Source organism: Mangrovimonas sp. CR14, from assembly GCF_011764015.1.
GTDB lineage: Bacteria > Bacteroidota > Bacteroidia > Flavobacteriales > Flavobacteriaceae > Mangrovimonas > Mangrovimonas futianensis.
In genome coordinates, this window is sequence record NZ_JAAFZY010000002.1 from 441905 (window position 1) to 464871 (window position 22967).

The 22967-nt window shown below is 37.7% G+C and carries 16 protein-coding genes; 5 read left to right on the top strand and 11 right to left on the bottom strand.

What is annotated here, in order from left to right:
- Nucleotide 1: 1 nt before the first annotated feature.
- The 10 genes from GZ212_RS05190 to GZ212_RS05235 all read right to left on the bottom strand — a co-directional run bounded on the left by GZ212_RS05190 (nucleotide 2) and on the right by GZ212_RS05235 (nucleotide 11809).
- Nucleotides 2-796: a rhamnogalacturonan acetylesterase gene (locus GZ212_RS05190; RefSeq protein WP_166957874.1), complete on the bottom strand. Its 795-nt coding sequence runs from the start codon at nucleotides 794-796 to the stop codon at nucleotides 2-4.
- Complete coding sequence (gene pelA, locus GZ212_RS05195) at nucleotides 783-2801, bottom strand: pectate lyase (RefSeq protein ID WP_166957876.1); 2019 nt, start codon at nucleotides 2799-2801, stop codon at nucleotides 783-785. The genes GZ212_RS05190 and pelA overlap by 14 nt, the downstream gene beginning before the upstream one ends.
- Nucleotides 2802-2821: 20 nt before the next feature.
- Nucleotides 2822-3946 (bottom strand): sialidase family protein, encoded by a 1125-nt coding sequence (locus tag GZ212_RS05200; RefSeq protein WP_166957878.1) that lies wholly within the window; start codon nucleotides 3944-3946, stop codon nucleotides 2822-2824.
- A gap of 74 nt (nucleotides 3947-4020) precedes the next feature.
- The gene (locus GZ212_RS05205) at nucleotides 4021-5631 is read right to left on the bottom strand and encodes a glycoside hydrolase 43 family protein (protein WP_166957880.1); all 1611 of its coding nucleotides are present in this window, start codon (nucleotides 5629-5631) and stop codon (nucleotides 4021-4023) included.
- The gene (locus tag GZ212_RS05210; protein WP_166957882.1) at nucleotides 5628-6671 is read right to left on the bottom strand and encodes a Gfo/Idh/MocA family oxidoreductase; all 1044 of its coding nucleotides are present in this window, start codon (nucleotides 6669-6671) and stop codon (nucleotides 5628-5630) included. The genes GZ212_RS05205 and GZ212_RS05210 overlap by 4 nt, the downstream gene beginning before the upstream one ends.
- A gap of 9 nt (nucleotides 6672-6680) precedes the next feature.
- Entirely contained in the window at nucleotides 6681-7910 is a 1230-nt protein-coding gene (locus GZ212_RS05215) for a glycoside hydrolase family 105 protein (protein ID WP_240923757.1), read from the bottom strand.
- A gap of 7 nt (nucleotides 7911-7917) precedes the next feature.
- Nucleotides 7918-8337, bottom strand: coding sequence for a cupin domain-containing protein (locus GZ212_RS05220; RefSeq protein WP_166957884.1), 420 nt, complete (start codon nucleotides 8335-8337; stop codon nucleotides 7918-7920).
- Entirely contained in the window at nucleotides 8337-9353 is a 1017-nt protein-coding gene (locus GZ212_RS05225; RefSeq protein ID WP_166957886.1) for a DUF4861 family protein, read from the bottom strand. Before GZ212_RS05225 ends, GZ212_RS05220 begins: the two co-directional genes overlap by 1 nt.
- Before the next feature lie 5 nt (nucleotides 9354-9358).
- Nucleotides 9359-10267, bottom strand: a complete 909-nt coding sequence (locus GZ212_RS05230) for an alpha/beta hydrolase (protein WP_166957888.1) — start codon at nucleotides 10265-10267, stop codon at nucleotides 9359-9361.
- A gap of 105 nt (nucleotides 10268-10372) precedes the next feature.
- Nucleotides 10373-11809 (bottom strand): glycoside hydrolase family 28 protein, encoded by a 1437-nt coding sequence (locus tag GZ212_RS05235; protein ID WP_166957890.1) that lies wholly within the window; start codon nucleotides 11807-11809, stop codon nucleotides 10373-10375.
- A gap of 301 nt (nucleotides 11810-12110) precedes the next feature.
- Between GZ212_RS05235 and GZ212_RS05240 the strand changes: the two genes are divergently transcribed.
- From GZ212_RS05240 to GZ212_RS05260, 5 genes are all read left to right on the top strand, one after another.
- Nucleotides 12111-13121 carry a LacI family DNA-binding transcriptional regulator gene (locus tag GZ212_RS05240; protein ID WP_166957892.1) on the top strand — a complete coding sequence of 337 codons (1011 nt, stop codon included), beginning with the start codon at nucleotides 12111-12113 and terminating at the stop codon, nucleotides 13119-13121.
- A gap of 323 nt (nucleotides 13122-13444) precedes the next feature.
- On the top strand, nucleotides 13445-16708 hold the full coding sequence (locus tag GZ212_RS05245) for a TonB-dependent receptor (protein WP_166957894.1): 3264 nt from the start codon (nucleotides 13445-13447) through the stop codon (nucleotides 16706-16708).
- A gap of 16 nt (nucleotides 16709-16724) precedes the next feature.
- Entirely contained in the window at nucleotides 16725-18512 is a 1788-nt protein-coding gene (locus tag GZ212_RS05250) for a RagB/SusD family nutrient uptake outer membrane protein (protein WP_166957896.1), read from the top strand.
- Nucleotides 18513-18537: 25 nt separating this feature from the next.
- A complete protein-coding gene (locus GZ212_RS05255) occupies nucleotides 18538-20091 on the top strand; it encodes a DUF5123 domain-containing protein (RefSeq protein WP_240923760.1) in 1554 nt (517 codons plus the stop codon).
- Nucleotides 20092-20163: 72 nt separating this feature from the next.
- On the top strand, nucleotides 20164-21483 hold the full coding sequence (locus tag GZ212_RS05260) for a pectate lyase (protein ID WP_206080386.1): 1320 nt from the start codon (nucleotides 20164-20166) through the stop codon (nucleotides 21481-21483).
- Between the two features lie 10 nt (nucleotides 21484-21493).
- Here GZ212_RS05260 and GZ212_RS05265 read toward each other — a convergent pair whose 3' ends face one another.
- Nucleotides 21494-22966 (bottom strand): Ig-like domain-containing protein, encoded by a 1473-nt coding sequence (locus GZ212_RS05265; RefSeq protein WP_166957900.1) that lies wholly within the window; start codon nucleotides 22964-22966, stop codon nucleotides 21494-21496.
- Between the last annotated feature and the right edge of the window lies 1 nt (nucleotide 22967).

Sequence of the window (22967 nt, forward strand, 5' to 3'; positions counted from 1 at the left end):
CTTACTCCTCTTCTTTTATAAAATTAGTAAACTCTGGAACCTTATTTTTTAATTCCGCCACTGCCAATCTTGCAACCTCTGTTGCTCCTTCAATTGATAAATGGGTATCGTCCTCTTTTCCTTCTGGATAATAAGCTATTTCGTTAGGCGCATAATGTAAATGTAATTTTTTGGATGCCTCAACCCCATAACGTTCCTCCATCTGTTCGGTGGCATATTGTAAATCGATAAAAGGCACCTCAAATTCTTGGGCAACTAATCTTACTTCCATGGGATAATCTCCATGGGTATCGACCAAGGTCCCATTTTCATTAAAATTACGTCTTACTATGGAAGAAAACAATACCGGATGAGCTCCCTTTTCTCTTGCCTCTTGAACAAACTTAATTAAATTATGCCTATACGCCGTATGAGGATTTGTATAACGTAACGAATCATTTTCTTTCTGGTCGTTATGGCCAAATTGGATAAAAACGTAATCACCTCTATTTAATTTGGAATACACCGAATCCCAGCGTTTTTGTTGTATAAAGCTTCGAGTACTCCGCCCATTCACCGCGTGGTTTTTCACAACCGCTTTGTCATTCAAGAAAATAGGCAGTAACTGACACCAACCCCTCTCAGGGTTTTCTTCCGGATTCACTTTATCGGCCATGGTGGAGTCACCTATGGTGTGTATGGATACCGTTTCTTGGATTTCCTCAGTTAAAACTGGTTCAGGAACTTGCTCTTGTTTACATGCTATAAAAAGTATCAACACCAATAATAAGCTCCATTTATAATTATAATATTTCATACCATTCTTTTTTGTCGTTGGGGAGTCCGTTCCCCAAAACATGTTTTAATGTATATTGTTCTGCTTCCTTACTTGTTAATTGATGTGACCATTGCACACGCTTTTTAGGTGCAAATCCTTTTCCTGAGTTTCTATATTCCCCATAAAAAGCTGTTTGCTCCGCTTCTGGTTTGGACCAATTGTGCCAACCTTCTGGTAAAATATGGCTTCCCAATTCGCAATTGATGAATACGGTCTGCGCGTAAATTCGCCAAGGCCTGCCTAAATAAACCTCTGTAACTTCATCATCAGCTGTTAACTCACAGTCTTTAAAAACATATCCAAATTCTGATTCTTGAGGCGTGGAAGCTGCAGTCACATAAGAATTCTTTTTGCTATGAATTTGACAATTTTCAAAATAGGCGGTGGCGCTTCCAAAGATAAAGTCTGTGGTACCTTCTATATAACAATCCTTATAATATTGTTTCCCTTTGCCAGAAGCATATAGGGTATCCTGATTTCCTAAAAGTTTGCAATTGATAACAGCTACCTCATCAGAAAAAACAGATAAAGCCACGGCTTGTCCCACTTCGCCTGAAGAATTTTCAATAGTCAAGTTTTTAAGCACTACATTATTGGCTTCCACCAAAAGCGTATAAGTATAAAAAGTGCTATTTCTACCAAGACCTATTTTGTTAAAATAATCATCATAGATAATGATGGTACCTTCCTTACTTTCTCCAATAATTGATAAGTTGGTGTTCCACTCATGTACCTTAATTTTTTCCTTGTACACCCCATTTTTGATAAAAATAGTTAGTCGATCATAAGGAAATGCCTTGGTATTGTTTATAGCCTCTTGAATGCTTGTATAATCTCCGGTACCATCCTTTGAAACTACTATCTCATGTGAACTTTGAGTTCCTTTAGATTTGGAAAACACATATTTCTTTTTCCAATTTGGGTAAACTTCCAATACCATTGAAGGCGCATCTGTATACCATCGATAACCATTTCTTCTTTCAGCACCAATTTCTGAAAGCTTATATTTTTTAACACCATCCCGATCGCAGAAAAAAGGTGTATTGTCATCCAACTCCATAAAACGTCCCCATAATGGTGGGGCATCCTTATCAGCAATCATGACTTTATCAACTACCCGGCCATTGGCATCATAGGTTCGTTCTTGGCGAAGTCCCAAAACTTTACTGTTTTCAAACCAAGTGACTGCACTGTTTACTGCGTTAATAACTTCTATTGAAGGATTTTCAACTGACATTAATAGCTTTACAATTCCCACAGACTCAGCGCCACTCAAAGAAGGTAATTCATAGGCTCTCGCTTTGGCAGGTTCCAAAGTCACCGCATCATGTTGGGCACACCAACCTGTAAGAATTCCATTTTGCTTGTATTGCGTGTTTAGAATACAATCAATACCCTTCTTAAAGGCTTCATTTACCCTTTCCAATTGTTCTTTTGAAGGTTTAATAGAGTAATAATCAGAGTTATTTCGTAATTCCAATAACAAATTCATGATATGAACCATGGAGTCGTCATTATAGGTAATATGTGAATAATACCCTTTTTTTAAGGGATAAAACTGTGGCCACCCACCATTCTCATACTGCGCTTCCAAAATATAATCCAATCCCTGCAAAAAGCTCTCCTTATAACGCTCATCAGCAGTCTGAGCATACATCTTGGAGAGGAACAACATCTCTTGGGTTGTTGCTCCATTATCCGTTGTGGCTTCCAAACCGGTAGATTTTAAGGCTTCCAATTCCTTCTTTTCTGCTTTGGAAAGCGTTAAATGCATGGGTACATTTTTAGGCCACCCACCTATATCCCTTTGATAAAGCAATACATTTTCAGCTACCTGTTTGGCTTCATTGGTGGCAAACCAAGAAGCTTCCTTTTGGTAAATAACCTGTTTCCATGAGCGATCATGTACTTGAGCCATCAAGCTTGAAACACCCATAAAACCAAATATTAAAAGCCATATATATTTTGTGAATTTCACTTTCATGTTCTGTTTTTAAAGTTAAGCTAATTGCGGCTTTCATTCATTTCCAAACTCCCAATAGGAACCCTGGTAAATTCCACTTCTTCCTTATTGACTGAATAGGACACATAAAGAAATCCTTCATTTACCATAGATTTGGGATAATGATACCCCAAGCGTTTGTATTTTCCTTGATAACGTAGGGGCTGAATATCACCTTCTCCTTTTCGCAATAAAAAAGCATTATCAAAATTCTTTCCATTTTTGCTCAAAGTGATTACTAAAGGCATGCGCACTTTGGAACGAACAGGATTATTCACCAAATAGGCTGTGCCGTCAGGTAAATTACCTGCACTCTGTTTTGAGCGCGAATCAGGCATAGTCGTTAATCCCGGCCGAGACCAGGTTTCACCGGAATCATCACTGAAGGATGCCATAGAATAAAAAGAACTAAACTGATCTCTAAACATCATAACCAAAGTACCATCTTCTTGAACCAAGGCACTAGGCTCAATTTCTCTGGAAACATCATTTTTGACAGCACTATTTGTAAATTCACTGCGCTTCCAACCACGAACACCAGAGGGATCATCTGTATAAATGGGAGAAGCATTTAATCCAGGTTGAAAGTGAGCTGCATTGATAATGCGACCATTTTTTAAAGCTAAAGGATCTTGCTCAAAAATTCCTTGAATAGGTTTTCCATCACTCATCAAAACGGGATTTCCCTCAGACCAATGAATTCCATCCAAACTTGTTTTATAATAGGCATATCCTCCTTCTGGAGTCAACTTAGATGGCCAATAATTATAATAGGCTATCAAGGTATCTCCGTGTTTCCACCAGCCTCCAGATGTACTGTACCCTTCGTCTTGGGATTCTTGAAGGACCATAGGTGCAGTCCATGTTTTTCCATCTAAACTTCTACTATAGGCCACCCACGTATCTTCGGAATCTTCACCCGTTTGGGAACTTTGCCATTGACAGTACAAATACCCTTTGAACGCAGTCATTACAACTCCATTGCTGAAGTGATCTGAGCTATCTGATGGTTTAAACACTGTAAAAGTTTCAATGCCTTTGGGATAACTCAATCCTAAATCAGCCACCTTTAAAGAGTCAAACAAATCCTCCTTCACGGTAAATGTAAGCTCTTTTGGTTTATGCATTTGACAACTTTGAAACAAGAGAAGACAAACTAAACAAATTGTTATGCTATATATAATACGGTGTGACTCCTTCATTATTTTGTAAATCGAATCCAGTCAATATCTAGACTCCCCGAATCATTAATAATGCCCTCACGCAATGCCATGAAGCCTACCTTGGCTCCTATCCATTTACCTTCTCGAGCTGTAAATGTTTCTCCAAGTTTTGTAAACTTTTTATTGTTTAAACTGTAATAAAAATCACATTGACCTCCTTCACTCACTCGCACCTGCAGATATATGGTATTCGTCTTCAATTTTACTTTTTCACCAGTTCTCTCCTTAGTCCCTTTATCAGCGTCCATGCAAGTTACCTGAGACAGAAATAAGTCTCCATTCTCCTGTTTCATTTGAAGATAGCTGTAATCCAACCCCATAACCAGGAAACCAACTTTTTCGCCATCGTGACGTGCATTAAAAGTCACTTTTGAAGTAGCTGTAAAAGTTTCCGCCGGGAATTTTTGTAATAATAAATTGGGCACATCATGGATATTGTCGGCCTCTTCAGAAAGTGGTCTACAATACATGGTAAAATGTCCCATCGATGTTGGAAATCCCCAATACACCTGTTTATTTGCCTGCCACTGCCATTGCAAACCTACTGTTGGTGTGTTAAATTCATCTGAATCTGGCGGTGTAACGATGTCATACGTCTTACCTACATTGGGTTTTTTATAAGTAGTTACAGGCTCCCCAACACCATCCTTGGATTGATTGACTCCCATTACTGGCCAGTCCTTTTCCCAATGCATGGGTTGCATGTGTACAATACGTCCGTAAGCACCTTTATCTTGAAAATGGATAAACCAATCCTCTCCAGTTTGGGTTTCTATCCAAGCTCCTTGATGCGGACCATTAATGTCTGTTGCTCCTTGATGTAGAACTTTCTTCTTCTCATAAGGTCCGAATACGGATTTTGACCTTAAAATGGTTTGCCAACCGGTAGCTACCCCTCCTGCGGGTGCAAAAATGTAGTAATAGCCATTTCGTTTATAAAATTTAGGCCCCTCAATGGTATCTTCTCCATCATGGCCATCAATAATCATCACTTCATCATCATTGGTTTTGGTTCCTTCATCGTTCATAGAAGCGATAACCAAAAGACTTTTAATTCCAGCGCGACTTCCTGCAAAAGCATAAGCCAAATAAACCTGACCATCATCATCCCATAGCGGGGTTGGGTCAATGAGTCCGCGACCTCCTTTAACCAAAACAGGCTCAGACCAAGTCGATTTTGGGTCTTGGGTCTTGATCATGTAAATTCCAAAATCGGGATCTGGATAATAAATATAATACTCCCCATTGTGATATCTAATACATGGTGCCCACACGCCTTTACCATGTTGGGGTTTGTCAAATACATCCAATGGCACTTGTTTAGGAAGTGCATAATTCACCAAATCCCAATTCACCAAATCCTTGGAATGAAGAATGGGTAAACCCGGAGTACAGGTAAACGACGAAGCCGTCATATAATAATCATCTCCCACACGCACCACATCGGGGTCGGAATAATCGGCGTGCAAAATGGGATTGGTATAGGTTCCATCGCCATTATCGGAAACCCAAACCTGTGACACATTCTTTGTTTGGGAATATAAATTCCCTATTATAAATAAACTTGCTAGAACAACTATTTTTTTCATAAATCTATGATGCGTTTTTCTTGATGACTTCTATGAGCGGCCTCAATAATTTTTATAACCAAGGTGGCTTCTTCTGCTGTTACAGGAAGTTTTTCCTGATTTTTTATGGCTTTTGAGATTTGGTCATAATAAGCCATATAGTTGCCTATTTCGGTCGCTTGATGAGTTTTAATGGATTGACCATCCTTCATATAATGCAACCATCCCTGCTCTTTTTCAGGCTCCACACCCCAGTATTCTGTATTTGGTTTGATACCCTTTTGAAGTGCAGCTTCTTGTATATCGGCCTTCGATTTCAAAAAAGAACCCTTGGTTCCATGAACACTATAGGCTGACAAAGGCTCTCTAACAAAATAGCTTGATTTTAAAGTCACGTAATGATGTGGATAATACAATTTGACATCAAAATAATCAACCACTTTCGAGTGCTCCCGAAAACCATCCAAAGTAGCAAACACACTTTTTGGCATCCCGAAAAGTTGAATCGCCTGATCGATAATATGGGAGCCGAGATCGTACAAGCTTCCCACTCCTTCGGTTGGAGTCTCTTTATGCACCTTATAACTCAAGGCTGGCTCAAAACGGTCATAATGAAATTCGGCCTCAACTATATCTCCTAAAACTTCTTGTTCAAGAACTTTCTTTACGGTTAAAAAATCACTATCCCATCGTCTATTATGAAAGACGGAAAGTAATACTTGATGTTCTTTCGCCAATGCCATTAACACTTCAGCTTCTTTAGAGGTGACAGTAAATGGTTTTTCAACAACCACATGCTTCCCCGCCAAAATGGCTTTTTTGGTGAATTCAAAATGGGTGATGTTGGGTGTATTTACAACTACCAAGTCAACCTTCTCATCAACTAGAAGCCCTTCTAATGTTCGAAAGGTTTTGATCGCTGGATAGGTTTCTTCTGCCAAATTTTTTGATCGCTCCAAGACCCCATATAAATTAAAATCGGGATGTTCTTCAATAAATGGTGCGTGAAACACAAGTCCACTCATTCCAAAAGAACATAAAGCAGTATTAATGGAAGCCATGATTTGTTACTATTTACCCAATTCTAAAGCGGCCATGATAAATGGGCCGGTCCCTTTTGGGTCATTAGATCTTATTTTCTCTCCAATATAATATTCAAAAGTTCCATCACGATAAGGGTTACCGCCCAAACCAGCTACTGAACAACATTGATTTAGATTAACCACACCTGAATCTTCAACTGTAATAAAAGTATCCAGAATTCCTTGAAAACCTTTGTCGGCATATGCTTTAAAAGATTCAGGAAGATACCCCTTATTAACTCCTTTTGCCAAAGTATAAGTAAACATAGAAGTTCCCGTAGCTTCCAGGTAGTTTCCTTCTCTATCTGGGAGATTTAGCACTTGATACCATGCCCCACTTTCATCTTGATACTTCACTATGGCTTCTGCGTATTGATTTAGGTATGTAAGCAAACGGTCTCTGCCTTCATAATCTTCTGGTAAAACATCCAAAACGTCTACCATGGCCATTCCATACCACCCCATACCTCGTGACCAGAAATGTTGCGATAAACCGGTTTCTTTATTCGCCCATTTTTGTTCTTTACTTTCATCCCATCCATGATAATACAAACCAGTTTCAGAATCCCGGCTGTGCTTTTCAATTAAATCAAACTGAAGCATTATTTTATCGTAAACCTTTTTGGCTTCCTCAGGACTCATAAAGGTTTTGGCATATTTGGTATGAAATGGTTCTGCCATATAAACACCATCCAACCACATTTGAAATGGATAAACTTTTTTGTGCCAATAACCGCCTTCAGAAGTTGTAGGCTGTCCTTCTAATTGTTTATGAAGGGTATCCATGGCCTGTTTAAATCTAGGTTCTTGTTTGTTTTGATAGAGATAATAAATGGCATCTCCGGACTTAATCATATCCAAGTTGTAGTTTGATATCTTATAGGTTTCAATTGAGCCATCTTCATGAATCATTCTATTTCCATAATCATAGATATAGTCATAGAGTTTTTGATTGTGAGTTTGCTCATAAACTCTAGACATGGCCTGCAGTACCAAGCCATTGGTATAACTCCATCTAGGTTTTTCTCTAAAATCGAGTAAGGTAGGATCTGGAAAACGTTCAATCTCTGAAAGCGCCATTCGTTCTGACCACTTCAAGGTATCAGCCACGATTTGTTCAGATACAGATTCTTCTGTTTCAATCTGCTTTTTTTGGTCCTTACAACTTAAAAAAAGACCAAGGGTTAAAACAATTGCTACCGATAGTTTATTCATCATCTTAATTTTACTTTTTATCATACTTTTTGATAACCAAATATTTCAATTCTGTTTCACCAGCATTACTAATACCATGCATGCTATTTGACGGACAGTATAAACTTGTATTGGGTCCAACGACTTGTTCTTTTCCATTTAGATAGAATTTAGCTGTCCCTTCCAAAACATAAAAGAATTCATCTTCCGCATGTTTGTGAGGTGCATGGGTTGATTTTCCAGGAGCAACCACACTCATTTTTATGGTTCGTCCATCCAAAAAATCCTTGTCGGCAAACCAATATTGATATCCAACTTTGGTAGGAACCGCTTCCTCTTGTGAAAAAGTATTGACACAGTCTTCAATAGTCCATTGTTTTTCTTGGGCACACAAGAACTGGATTCCTAAGGATAGACATCCAACAAGAAAAATTTGGACACTCCTTTTCATTACATCTTATTATTAGAATTCAATTCTGCCAACAACCCATCTAAATAGGCCTCAAACTCTTCTTTGTTTTTGATACCATCGGGTTCCTGTTCCCAAGCACCTAAAAAGTAAAAGGAAATGGGTTCTGTTGTTGGTTTAAATTCTACCAAATAATCAAACTCTCCTTTTTTGACTTCCGCAGTAGTTGCGACCTCATAAAAAACCGCCATCCCTAATTTATCGGGCACCAAAGTTTGTTCGCCATAAGTAGCAATATATCCCCATTTTTTGTTATCACTTAGTTTTTCCAAATAGTCCACTTCGTGATTGATAATTCCTGTTACAATACCATTTACTGCTTTAGAAGGTTTAATGGTGTGCTTAGTATATCTTTTATCTGCCTGAATACTCAAGGTAGATTTCAAATCAATACTTTCATCACCTGTTTTCCATCCAAAGTAATTGACATGAACAGTAGATAAGGCATCAGAATTTTCTACGGAAGCAAAGGTTGAATCGACTTCTTGGAAATGCTGCACTTCATTATTGACTAATCTACCTAGGGAACCTACTCCCAAACCTTTGCCAACCTTAAGTATATCTTGCCCCCAGGGTTCTGGCTCATGATAGGAATCAAATCCATCTTGCCCCACTTGGGCCAAAACCATGGTATCGGTTTTTTTACCAAAAATATCAATAGCATTTCGCCAATCTAAATACAATCTATACCCTACTTTGTTACTCTCCCATCCCGGTCCTTCATACCTAATGTACCACGAGTGATCTGTATGTTGGTCTGGAACTTTAAGATTATCAACATTTTTAAAAGAGGTGCCATTGGCATATTCCTTATGGCCTCTCGGCCCATCCACCCATTCACCTCCTTGTGCAATGGCAATTTCGGCATAGGTTTTAGGGATAGACTTTTCCGCCTGTTCTACTACAACCTCTTCATCAGGAGTTTCTTTCTTTTCATTTTTACAAGCCAAGAACAAAGCTCCAAGACATATTACAGCAATATAATTTCGTTTTTTCATAGGGTTTAATTTTTCTTTAATGTCTTATCTAAAAATACAATAATATGGTTTAATGTCTCCTCAAACCATGGGTGAAACAACCAGAAAGAATGAGGACTCCCTAGCAATGTATAATGATCACTAAAAATATTATAGTTATTTAATTTTTTAATCATATCATCCCTTCCTGCATGGAATCTGGGAAACGAACTACTGACAAACAAAATAGGCGGGGAGTTTTTGGAAACATAGTTAATAGGCGAAGCATTTTCCCAATTTTCTTGAGCCTCTTCATAAACACCTCCTAACCAAAAGGCTGCCATATCTCCTTCTGATGATTCTGGATGCCTAAAAGCCAGCACGCCATCAATATTCACAACGGCTCGAACTAAATCAGCTTCCAAATAACCTACCAAAGTGGCTATTTGAGCCCCAGCCGAAGCTCCTAAAACGACTATATTGTCATTATTAATTTGATATTCTTTAGCATGTTTTCTAATAAAACGAAGTGCTTCTGTAACATCATCTATAGCTGCCGGGTATTTAGCTTCATCTGATAGACGATATTCTACTGCAAAACATTGGTATCCTTTTAAAGCTAAGTGGGCTGCCAAAGGCGCCATCAATTTTTTATCTCCCGATTTCCAACCTCCACCGTGAACCAAAATTATAGCAGGGGCATTGGAAACAGATGTATTCTCATAACGATCTAAATGCAACTTTCGGTCACCTATGGTTCCGTAAACCAAATTTTTCTGAATTTTCAAATTAGGTGCTTCAGGTATTGCCACCTCTTTGATATCTGGATGCTTTTTAACCAATTTCTTGTAGGTAGAGGCTACAGTATAGGACGTATCCTTTTTAATTTGCTGAAAAGCCATTCCGTAGGAAGTCAACAGCATTATCAAACATATGATTGGAAATTTCACTTTCATACCATTTCATCTAAAAAATAAGCCTGACAGCTATCAGGCTTATTTAAAAAACAACATTTCAATTCAAACTAATTTATAGTAAACTCAATTGCTAAAAATTCAACTTCAAGGTTTGGCGGACTCAATTGGAGATTCCATAAGTTCACCATTAATTTTTGTATTTATTAATTTCAGATTTTCCACAGACTCCATAGAAAAAGGTTCTTCGACCTGATCTATAACAACATCTTTAAATGTAATATTGGAAATAGGTGATTCAGCATAACCTTTGGCTAGAATTCCATATTTACCACCATTCTTTACTTTGACATTTTCTAAAAGAATGTTCTTCACCTCTGGTATGAATTCACCTTCCTGTCCAGCATAAATGCCATAAAATAAATTGACTCTCAAAACGGCTTCTTTAACTTGTCCGACATTTAAATTCCTGACATAAACTCCATCAACTACACCACCTCTTCTGGAATTGGTTTTAATTCGAATAGCTCTATCCAAATTTGGACTATCCATTTCACAGTTTTCAACATAAACATTGGATACACCTGCTGACATTTCACTTCCAATTACCACACCACCGTGTCCATCAATCATTTTACAATTCTGAACAATGATGTTTTCGCTTTTCATTCCTACTCGCCTACCTTCATTATCACGACCTGCTTTAATAGCAATACAATCATCACCCGTATTAAATGTGCAATTCTTTATCCACACATTTTTGGAGTATTCTGGATCGCAACCATCATTATTAGGCCCATGACTTTCAACAGTAACACCATCGACAATCACATTTTCAGATTTGATAGGGTGTATAACCCAAAAAGGAGCATTCACGATTTTCACCCCTTCAATCAACACATTTTTACATTCAAAGGGCTCAATAAATGTAGGCCTCAAATAATGCCCATCTCCAAAAACTCTATCTTTAAGAGGTACACCTGCCTGCCCCATCTCCATCAATCTTGGCAAATTCAAACTATCTCTTTGAGAAGGTTCCCCTTCTTTCCAACCATAAACATCCTTTTTACACCATGGCCACCAATTGGTTTCATTCGCTTGCCCATTTAAAACTCCAGAACCTGTTATAGCCACATTTGTTTTTTTGTAAGCATACACCAATGGCGAGTAATTCATCAATTCTATTCCTTCATAAGAGGTATGTACTAATGGCAAATAAGCCTTGGGATCGGTTTTAAATAAAATTTCAGCATCCTTATCAAGATGTAAATTGACATTGTCTTGAAGATGAATAGGGCCTGTGAAAAATTTACCTTCCGGTATCACCACCTTGCCCCCTCCAGTTGAAGAACAAAGGCGAATTACCGAATCAATAATTTTTGTGTTGTCGAAAACACTATCTCCCTTTGCTCCATAGTCCATTATATTATATACTTCATTCTTAAATTCTGGTGCCTTTATAGTTTCCAAGACCGCCTTCATATCACTCCATGGATTAAAAACGACCGACTCCTTTTTATCAGAACATCCCAAAACAGAAACCAGCATTAAAAAAAGTAACCCTAAAAAATTTCTTACCCTCATAAAGAACAATATAAAATGAATTCAAAAACTTATCGAAAAGCAAAAATGCAATCGATTACCAAACCTAAAAAATTTCAAAATACTTTCCAAGTAAATATGCAAAAAGCTCTATCTTTTATTGCGTTATTGAAAAAAAACACCGTATTTTTATTCCATATTAGGATTTTTAAAACTCTATTTTGTTGTAATTTACAATTATCAAAAGGATATTTATTTTATATTGTAATCGATAACAAGATTTCTGAAAAGAAAAAATAATTATATTTGTCGACCCATTTCTTCACTAATATTTTCTAATTCAATGGCGAAAAAGACTACGATTTATGATATAGCCAAAGAGCTAAACATTACGGCTGCCACAGTGTCAAGAGCCTTAAATAACAATCCAAAAATTAGTGAAGCTACAAGAGCCCTCGTCTTGGAAACTGCATCTAAAATGAATTACGAGCAAAACAAATTAGCTTTAGCCTTAAAAAGAGGACGAAGCCATAATGTAGGAGTTGTGGTTCCAAGAGTAGATAGTAATTTTTTCGGCTCAGTCATTAGAGGGATTGAAGAAGAATTGAACCCTCATGGATACCACGTAATCATTTGCCAAACTCACGAGAGCACGGAAAGGGAATCTGCCAATATTGAAACCTTATTAAATGCCCAAGTAGATGGTATTTTAATTTCAACTTCATATACCGAAACCAAACCCTTCAAAAAGGTCTTAGATAAAAATGTTCCCCTTATCTTTTTTGATAGAAAGTTGCAAATGGACGGAGTTAGCTCAGTTACCATCAATGACTTTGAAGGAGGCTACAAAGCAACTAAACACCTCATTGACCTGGGATATAAACGAATAGCCCATGTTGGAGGAGACCGCTCTCTTCTTATTTATAAAGATCGTTTTTCAGGTTACAAACAAGCTCTACTTGATGCAGGCCTAGAAGTCAATGAATCATACATCATTGAAACAAAAAGTAGCCTGCAGAATGGAGCGATGGCCATCCAAAACCTTATCAATCTCGACCCCAAACCTAATGCACTTGTGTCATCAAGTGATTTTGTTGCATTAGGCGCTATCCAAGAATTAAAAAGATTGGGCTACAATGTTCCAAAAGATTTTGCGGTGGTAGGTTTCAGTAATGAACCATTTACAAAATTCATGGAATCTACTATTAGTACGGTCAACCAATTCCCGTTGGAAATGGGCAGAATGACTGCCAAAGTATTTCTAGAGCAAATAAAAAATGCCTCAAAAGTGAAGATTGAAAAAAAGGTTGTTTTGGATCCAGAGCTTATCGTAAGGGACTCCTCCAAGAGTTAATAAAAATTAGAAACAAGAATTATTTTCAATTCTATTTAGGGGGCGCTTCAGTTTTAATTTAGTCAGCCACCATAATTCATATACTTATTGCGGATAATCATTCGCCCTATTAAACCTTTCTTTATCACTTCCCAATAACGCAACTCGTTCTTATTTAACACCTTTATAACAAGCGCGGAATTACTTTTATTAATTCTTCATTTAAAGTTACTAAAATTGCGATATTCAAATTTTTATCAATAATTAATTGCGTAATTCAAAATTAATAATAAATTTGTGTAATCGATTACATGTTTATTACTAATTTTTTTAACTAACTTTTTATGCACAACAATTTAATTGATGACTTGTTTTCCAAGCTCTTACATTGGAAAACATTTGGAATTTTGAAAAGTAATTCACGGTCGGCATTCCTCCTTTTTCTATTTGTTTTGAGCAGCTCTATGATTGAAGCTCAAACCATTCAAGTAACAGGAACGGTAACCGATGGTGAGTTAGGAGGTCCTTTGGTAGGAGCCAATATTTTGGTGAAAGGAAAAGCTAAAGGAACAACTACCGATTTTGACGGAAACTATTCCTTAGACCTCGACGATTCTTCGGCAATTTTAATTTTCTCATACACTGGATTTATCTCTCAAGAAGTTCCAGTAAATGGTAAAACAACGATTGATGTCGTTCTACAACCAGACCAAGAAGCCTTAGATGAGGTTGTAATTATTGGTTATGGTACTTCAAAAAAGTCAGATTTAACAGGTTCAGTTGTAACCATTGACGGAGGGGATTTAACTGCCCAACCTATAGCAAGTGCCGCTGAAGCATTAACGGGACGTTTAGCTGGGGTTCAGGTTACTTCAACCGAGGGATCTCCTGATGCCGAGATAAACATTAGAGTACGTGGTGCCGGATCCTTAACTCAAGATAGCTCTCCACTTATTATTGTGGATGGTTTTCCTGTTCCAAGTTTTAGTGATATTTCACCTTCAGACATCGAAAACATTAGTGTGCTAAAAGATGCTTCCTCAACCGCCATTTACGGTTCTAGAGGTGCTAATGGGGTTGTAATTATCACAACCAAAAGTGGTAAAACTGGAAAGGTTTCCGTGAATTTAAATACATTTTACGGAATGAAAAAAATCGCAAATACCATTGACGTTCTTGAGCCTCAAGACTATGTTAAATGGCAATATGAATATGCCCTGTTGAGAGATAATGTTCAATCTTATGAGGACTATTTTGGATCATACTCTGATTATGACCAGTATATAGGCATGGAGGGCAACAATTGGCAAGAACAAATTTATGGTCGCATTGGAAAAGTACAGAGTAGAGATTTATCAGTTAGAGGTGGATCAGACAAAATCAACTACAACTTTAACTATGCACACTTTGATGAAAAAGCAATTATGGTTGGGTCTGATTTTAAAAGAGACAACTTGACTTTATCTCTAAAAAGCAAAGCCAGTGACAAAGTTGACCTATCTTTTACAGTAAGATATTCAGACACTGAAATTAATGGTGGAGGAGCAAATGAACAAAATGAAGTATCTTCTGCTGATAGACGATTGAGACACAGTGTGGGCTATTCTCCAATACCAATACCAGAATTGAACTCAACTAATACTGATGATGCAATTTTTGGTTATTTGGTATACCCATTTTTAGCAGTGGATGACAACCAAAGAAGACAAACCAGAACCAACTTCAACATGATTGGTAGTTTTTCTTGGGATATCATTGAAAACCTGAATTTTAAAAGTGATTTTGGTTTGAATAATAGAAATGACGTTGATAGTAGATTTTATGGTACATCAACCTATTGGTCTAGTAACAGACCTTTAGTTGAAAACCAAGGAATGCCAGGATTAATTATTCGAGATCGCAAAAGAGAGGACTTTAGAAATGCGAACACCCTTAATTATGATTTTAAAAAATTAATCAAAAATGAAGATCACGTCTTAAAAGTATTGGTTGGAGAAGAAATGATTGTTTCAAAAACCAATTCAAAAACCAGTGAAATTCACGGGTTCCCTACAGATTTTGACTTTGAAACAGCAATGAATTTAACTACTCAAGGTGATCCCTTTTCTTATGATAATTTTAATAGTCCAGATGACAAATTATTATCCTTTTTTGGTCGTTTAAATTACGATTTCAAGAACAGATATTTATTGACTGCCACTTACCGTATGGATGGTTCCAGTAAATTTTTGGGAAGCAACCGTTGGGGATACTTTCCTTCTGCTGCTTTGGCATGGAAAATATCAGAAGAAGCTTTCTTGAATGATCCAGACTGGTTAGATATTTTGAAACTAAGAGTGAGTTATGGAGAAGTGGGTAACAATAATATTCCTACTGGACAAACTATACAGACATTTGAATCAAACAATACTTCTTATATTAATGAGGTAAGCAATTATTGGGCACCTTCCAATGTTCAGGCTAACCCGAATTTAAAATGGGAAACGACTATTGCCCAAAACCTAGGTTTGGATTTTGGTCTATTTAACAATAGGGTTAGTGGATCGGTTGAAGTATACAAAAATATTACCCAAGACCTATTAATTCGATTCCCTACTCCAGGATCCCCGTATGCAGCGCAGTTTAGAAATATGGGAGAACTTGAGAACAAGGGTCTTGAAGCCTCTTTAAACATTGTGGCCATAGAAAAGGAAAAATTCAATTTGAACCTAAACTTTAATGTGGCCATGAATAGAAACAAAGTTACTTCCTTAGGAATCATGGATGATTATGCCGTTTCAACCGGATGGGCATCTTCACAAATAGGAAATGATTATGCGGTTTATGTAGGTCAACCTATCGGAACAATGATTGGATATCAAACCGATGGTCGTTATGAAGTATCTGATTTTAGTTATGATGCTGCAACAGGTGAATATACCCTTTTGGATGGTGTTGCTGATAGCGGAGATGCTTTAGGCACCGCACCTGTTCCTGGTTCTATGAAACTCAAGGACATTAATGGCGATGGCGTAGTTGATACGGATGATATAGATATTATAGGAGATGCCAATCCAGACTTAACAGGTGGTTTTGTGTTAAACGCAAATGCCTATGGGTTTGACTTATCGGCTGCCTTCAATTTTAGTGTTGGAAATGACATCTACAATGCCAATAAAATTGAATTTACTACTTCCAATGAAAACAGTCAATATAGAAATTTAAGTTCAGAAATGGCCGATGGTGTTAGATGGACCAATTTAGATCCAAATACAGGGCAATTGGTATCCGACCCTCAGCAATTGCAAGCTTTGAACGCTAATACTAGTATGTGGTCACCATACATGCAGAGATACATGTTCACAGATTGGGCGGTTGAAGACGCTTCATTTTTAAGATTAAATACCTTAACTTTAGGGTACACCATACCTAACACTTTATTGAAAGATACAGGTATCAGTTTGCTGCGTTTTTATGCTACGGCCAATAATGTGTTTGTTCTAACTAATTATTCTGGGCCAGACCCTGAAGTATCAACTTATAGAAAAACGCCACTTACTCCAGGAGTTGATCATTCAGCATACCCAAGGAGCAGACAAATAGTATTTGGTTTAAACCTCAACTTTTAATAAAATGATTATGAAAATGAAACACATATATAAAATAACTGGAATTTTACTCATCGGGCTATTTTTTGGGTGTCAGGAATTTGAAGAAGACTTTTTAGATGCTCCAGCCCAATCTACTTTGGACGAGTCTATTATTTTTTCTACGCCTGCATTAGCTAAAGGAGCTATTGATGGTATCTTGGAACCCATGGGCCAGACCAACTCCTACAGAGGTCGTTTTATTCCTTTTTATGGCTTTAATACCGACTGTGAATACCATTTCAGCTCAGATGAATCTGGAAGTTCACAAAGACCTTTAATGGACTATAGTGTTACCCCAACGAATACCCAAATGAACACTGAGAATAATGCTTGGGCCATGATGTATAGAGGTATTGAACGCGCAAATATTTGTATCAGAGGTCTAAGAACTCATGGAGATCCACAACCTGGAACTGTATTGGGGCAATATTTGGGAGAAGCTTTGACTTATAGAGCTATCTATTACGCCGACTTAATGAAAACTTGGGGAGATGTTCCTGCTCGTTTTGAGCCAATTACGAATGAAGACATCTATATTCCTAAAACAAATAGGGATGTTATATACAAACAAATTATCACTGATTTAGAAGAAGCCTCCACTTTGGTAGCCTGGCCCAATGAAACATCCTATACTACTTCCGTAGAGCGAATTAATAAAGCGTTTGTTAAAAGTTTTAGAGCTCGTTTGGCAATGGTAGCAAGCGGGTACCAACAGTACCCTGACGGTATCAGAAGAAGTAATGACCCAGATCTTTCTGTTGCTAATATGTATGCATTAGCCTTAGATGAAGCCACCGATGTCATAGAAAGTGGCATGGCTCATTTAGAGCCTTCTTTTGAAACGTTTTGGAGAAATTACAACCAAGAAGTTTTAACAGCGGGGAACGAATCGCTTTGGGAAATACCCTTTGCTGCTGGTCGTGGTAGAGTATTATTCTCCTTTGCTGTTCGCCATAGAGGGGTTGATCAATACACAGGCCAACCTCGTGGTGGTAGTGCAGGACCTCTTCCTCATATTTTTTATGATTTCGATGAGGACGATACTAGAAGGGATATCACTTGTGTGCCTTATGAGTGGGGCAATCCCGTTGATGGTTTTTCGCAACAACAATTAGTTAACCTAGACACTTGGCATTTTGGAAAATACCGTTACGAGTGGATGAACCGTTATGTGACATCAACTAACGATGATGGTATTAACAAAATTTATATGCGTTATGCTGAGGTTTTATTAATAGCTGCAGAAGCTGCCAATGAACTTCAAGGACCAGGGGCAGCAGCACCATATTTGAAGGAAATTAGAATGCGAGCTTTCCCTTCTGAATTACACCCTGAGAAAGTAGACAATTATGTGAATGCCATTTCTAGTTCAGATGCTATGTTAGAGGCCATTCAAAAAGAGTATCTATATGAATTTACAGGGGAGATGAGTCGTAAACAAGCGTTAATTCGTTGGAACATGTTAGCATCTAGCCTAGATGAAGCCAAAGTAAAAATGTTTAATTTAAGGGATAGAACTGGCGAATACTCAAATGTTCCTAGTACTCTATACTACAAATATGAAGATGACGGCGAAACTTTAGACATTTACGGTTTAAATCGTGACGAAAATACAGACCCAGGACCAGAATATTCAGCATTTGACTGGACGATTTTGGCGGATGAGACCATTAATTCCATTTACGATGAAGGTACCAATCCAGACAACAGACAATTTTGGCCAATTTGGCAAATATTCATTGATGGTAGTAACGGACAATTAGTAAATGATTATGGATATTAAAATAAACCGAAAGAACACCTTTGTTATGAAAACAACCAAAATAATCAAACCTTTTTTAGCCGTTTTGGCATTACTTCTCGCTTTCAATAGTTGTGAAAAGCCAGATGAATTGATCGAGGAACTTGAAATTAGCAGGGAGTTTGCACCTATAAACCTCACTGCATTTATAAGAAATCAAGTAAATGTTGAGCTTAATTGGACAGTTGATGAAAATGTAGAGACCTATTTAGCGGAGTTTAGTTTAGATGAAAATTTTAGCAACATTGTAGAATCTGTAACAGTAAGCTCTGATGAATTACCAGTTTTGGTTCCTTTGGAAGGTGAAACTCTATATTACATTAGAGTTCAAGCATTGAGCAGCAGAGGGTTGGAAGACTCCAATTACACCTATATTTCAGCTGAAACGCTCACCGAACAATTGTTTTTACCAATTGAGCCAGGAGACATTCTAGCCACCGAGGCCACCTTACGTTGGTTGCCAAACAGTGCGGTAACCCATATTACTATTGAACCAGGAGGAATTGTTCATAATATCACTCCTGAAGAGCAAGCTAGTGGTGTTGCAATCATTTCTGGACTTACAGGAGAAACAGATTACACCGCTCAAATTTTTAATAATGCTACTTTAAGAGGTGTCCAATACTTTACAACAGGAATTGACATTGGAGACGGGCAATTAGTGACTCCTGATGATGATCTTTTCCAGATGATTGCTGACGCTGAACCAGGTGCCACTTTAGTTTTGGATGCTGGAGATTATACAGCTCAATCTGGTTCTGTAACATTAGATAAACCAATTACTATCCAAGGCTTATACAGCTTTGACAAACCTTTATTAAAAATTGGATTTGTATTAGCAACAGGAGCTACCGAAGTTAATCTGGTAGATTTAGACTTAACTGGAGACCTAGCCAATAGCGTAGTAGAAGTTTTAAAATTTGATGGAACAGGAAGTTATGACAGTATTCTTATTAGTGGTTGTAACATTCATGATTATGACAAAGCGCTTATTTACGGTAATGTAACGGGGGCGGTTCTAAACTCTTTCACAGTAGAAAATAGTATTGTAACAAATGTATTGACGAATGGAGGTGATTTTATCGACTTTAGAAATTCAGATGTTTTAAATATCGATGTAAATACTAGTACTTTCAATAACTGTGCACCAGGAAGAGATTTCTTTAGAATTGATGCGGCCGGAGATTCTAATGGTGTAGGCTTGACAAGCAATATTAATTTAGCTAATTGTACGCTATACGCCTGCTCAAATTCTGATAGTAGAAGAATCTTTTACGTAAGATTTGACAGTAATGATATTACGGTTACCAATAATTTGATTACTGATACTGCCGTAGAAGGTTATTCGGATAGAAATGAGACAGATGAAACCATCACATTTGCCAACAATAATTACTTCAATGCACCTACATTGTATGATTCATCAGTAGCTAGATATGATACCTCTACTACCTACACAACAGTAGACCCTGGATATGTAGACGCTGCAAATGGAGATTTCACAGTAACCACTCAATCGTTAATCGATTTTAATGTTGGAGACCCACGTTGGCTTCAATAATAAGTTAGTTTGAATTAGTCTATAAAGGGAGGAGTGAATAAAAATCACTCCTCTTTTTTTAATTTTATACACATGAAACTTTTAGCACCTCTTTTTATTTTTACCCTCTTTTTAAATTTTAGCACCTCTTGCTCCTCTCAAGATTTGGCATTCCCATCGGCTGAAGGTTTTGGTAAATTTGTGTCAGGAGGAAGAGATGGCATTGTTTACAAAGTCACCAACCTAAATGACGACGGAGAGGGTAGCCTAAGAAAGGGTATTTTAAAAAGCGGCCCTCGCATCATCATTTTTGACGTATCTGGCACCATTGAATTAAAGAAAGATTTGGATATCAACAAAGGAGATTTATCCATATTGGGGCAAACTGCTCCTGGCGATGGAATTACAATTAAAGGATATCCCGTTACTATTAAAGCGGACAATGTTATTGTTAGATATTTAAGATTCCGAATGGGGGATGTCAATCAGGTTGAAGGTGATGCATTAGGATGCAGAAAAACCAATAATGTGATTATAGACCATTGCTCCATAAGTTGGGGGACCGATGAAAATGCCTCCTTTTATAACAACAAAAATTTCACCCTGCAATGGTGTGTCATCTCTGAAGCTTTAAATCGTTCTGTTCATCACAAAGGAGCACATGGATATGGCGGCATTTGGGGCGGTGTAAGAGCATCTTTCCATCACAACCTATTAGCACACAACAACAGCAGAAATCCGCGTTTTAGCGGCTCTGAAACAACTCAAAATTCGGAAAATGAATTTGTAGATTTTAGAAACAACGTCATCTACAATTGGGGTGAAAATAGCATTTATGGAGGAGAAAAAGGTCGCTACAACCTTGTCAACAATTATTTTAAATCGGGTCCTGCAACAACCTCATCTAAATTGAATCGGATTGTAAGTCCTTCTGAACCTTATGGTCAATTTTATGTGGATGGCAATTTTGTATATGGCTACCCAGCCGTTTCCGAAGATAATTGGAATGGCGGCGTTCAATGTGAAAATCCGAATGAGGCCAAACTAATAGAACCGATTGCTATATTCAACAATACGGTAACTCAAACAGCACTAACTGCTTTTGATTGCGTATTGACAACTGCAGGAGCTAGTCTACATAGAGATGCCGTAGACTTAAGAATCGCAAGCAATGTACTTCATGGCGCAGTTTCTTACCAAAACGGGATTATTGATTCCCAAATGAATGTTGGAGGTTGGCCTCAACTCATTTCGAAAAAACTAGACAAAGATTCGGATGAAGACGGCATACCAGATGATTGGGAGTTACAAAATGGCTTGGATCCAAATAAAAAGGATTCCAACCTAAAATCGATAAACCCCAACTATTCAAACATTGAGGTTTATGCCAATTCTCTAATAAGTAATAAGTAAATATCCTTAATTAATCCTGAAATTCAAAGGCTCCAATATCGGGAGCTGTCCCTGAAAAAGGCAATCCTACATCCGCTCCTTGATCAATTAAATCACTCGTAGAAACAAGTTTCAGAAAGTCAATATCTGGCAAACTTCCATCAGCATTTCTGGGTGAGGCCAAAAGATTAATATCCACACTTACAAAATCGGAAGCATCAGTCACCAAACCAGATTGCCAACCGTTATGGCTTATGTCTGTTTGGGTAGCTGAATAGGAATCAGAATTAACGCCTGAAAAAGAAAGCGTATTTTTAATCAAAAGAAAATTAGCAATATTGGTACTGCTGAAATTAATATTTCTTCCATTGTTGTAGGCCGAACAATTGTATAATTCGACATCTCCCCTATTACTATTATGATCAAAGCCATCATAAATGTTTCCTGCTGCAATACAGTTTTTATAGACACCATGATGCTTTAAGGTCTTGTCATCGCTACCCCCAGTTTTAAATCCGTTACCATCACCGGCTCCCGGGTTTCCGTCCATTAAGTAGCCATTATTAAAGGCCCAACAGTTTTCATAATAGGTCGTGATATCATCATTATCCCTTAAATAGCCATCCCAGCCATCATCTAAATTTTGCCAAGCCCTACAACCAATAAACTTATTATTGGAACCAGCAGTAAGCTTACAAGCAAATCCATCGGCATTCTCTAAGGTCGAATCAGCATTATAATAGGAGTCGCAATTCAAAATAGTATTATTACTTCCACCCGAAGAAATTTGCAGTCCAGAGTCGGCATTCTCACTAAAGGTGCAAAACTCTATTAGATTGTTATCCCCTGTTATATACATACCGTTATCACCAGCTCCAAAAATATCAACACCCTTAATGTGCCAATAGTCTCCAGAAAGATAAACTCCTCTATTATTTGAGTTTTCAGTCATAGAAGAAAAATTAAACTTGGGACGTTCTGTAGCTTCCGGGTTAGCCATTAAAATGATGGGATTTCCATTTGTTCCTGATCCAGAAATTTGAATGGTGGAACTGAATTCATATTCCCCTCCTTGAATGTAAATAATATCTCCTGCAGAGGCATTAGCAATCGCTTGAAGAATTTCTTGGCTGGTTTGCACTATATTATCAGGAATAGAACCCACCCCCGATATTGAAAAGGATCTTTCTCCATATGCTCCAGACCCATCTTTAGCTATGGCTTGTACTACAACAGATCCGTTGGAAACAGCTGTTAGTAATCCGGTGTTAGATATAGTCGCTACGGCTGTATTGGAAACCCACCAATTGACCGATTTATTGGTCGCATTGGTTGGCAAGACTTGAACCGATAGCTGACTGCTGCCTCCATCCGTTATCGTCTCTCCTATAATGGATATGGAACTCACTTTGACATCGTTTTCCTCACTAGGGGAATCCTCACTACAGCTCGTATAACAGAAAGCCAAAGTAAAAATCAAAATTTGGGCAAAAAATCTTTTCATG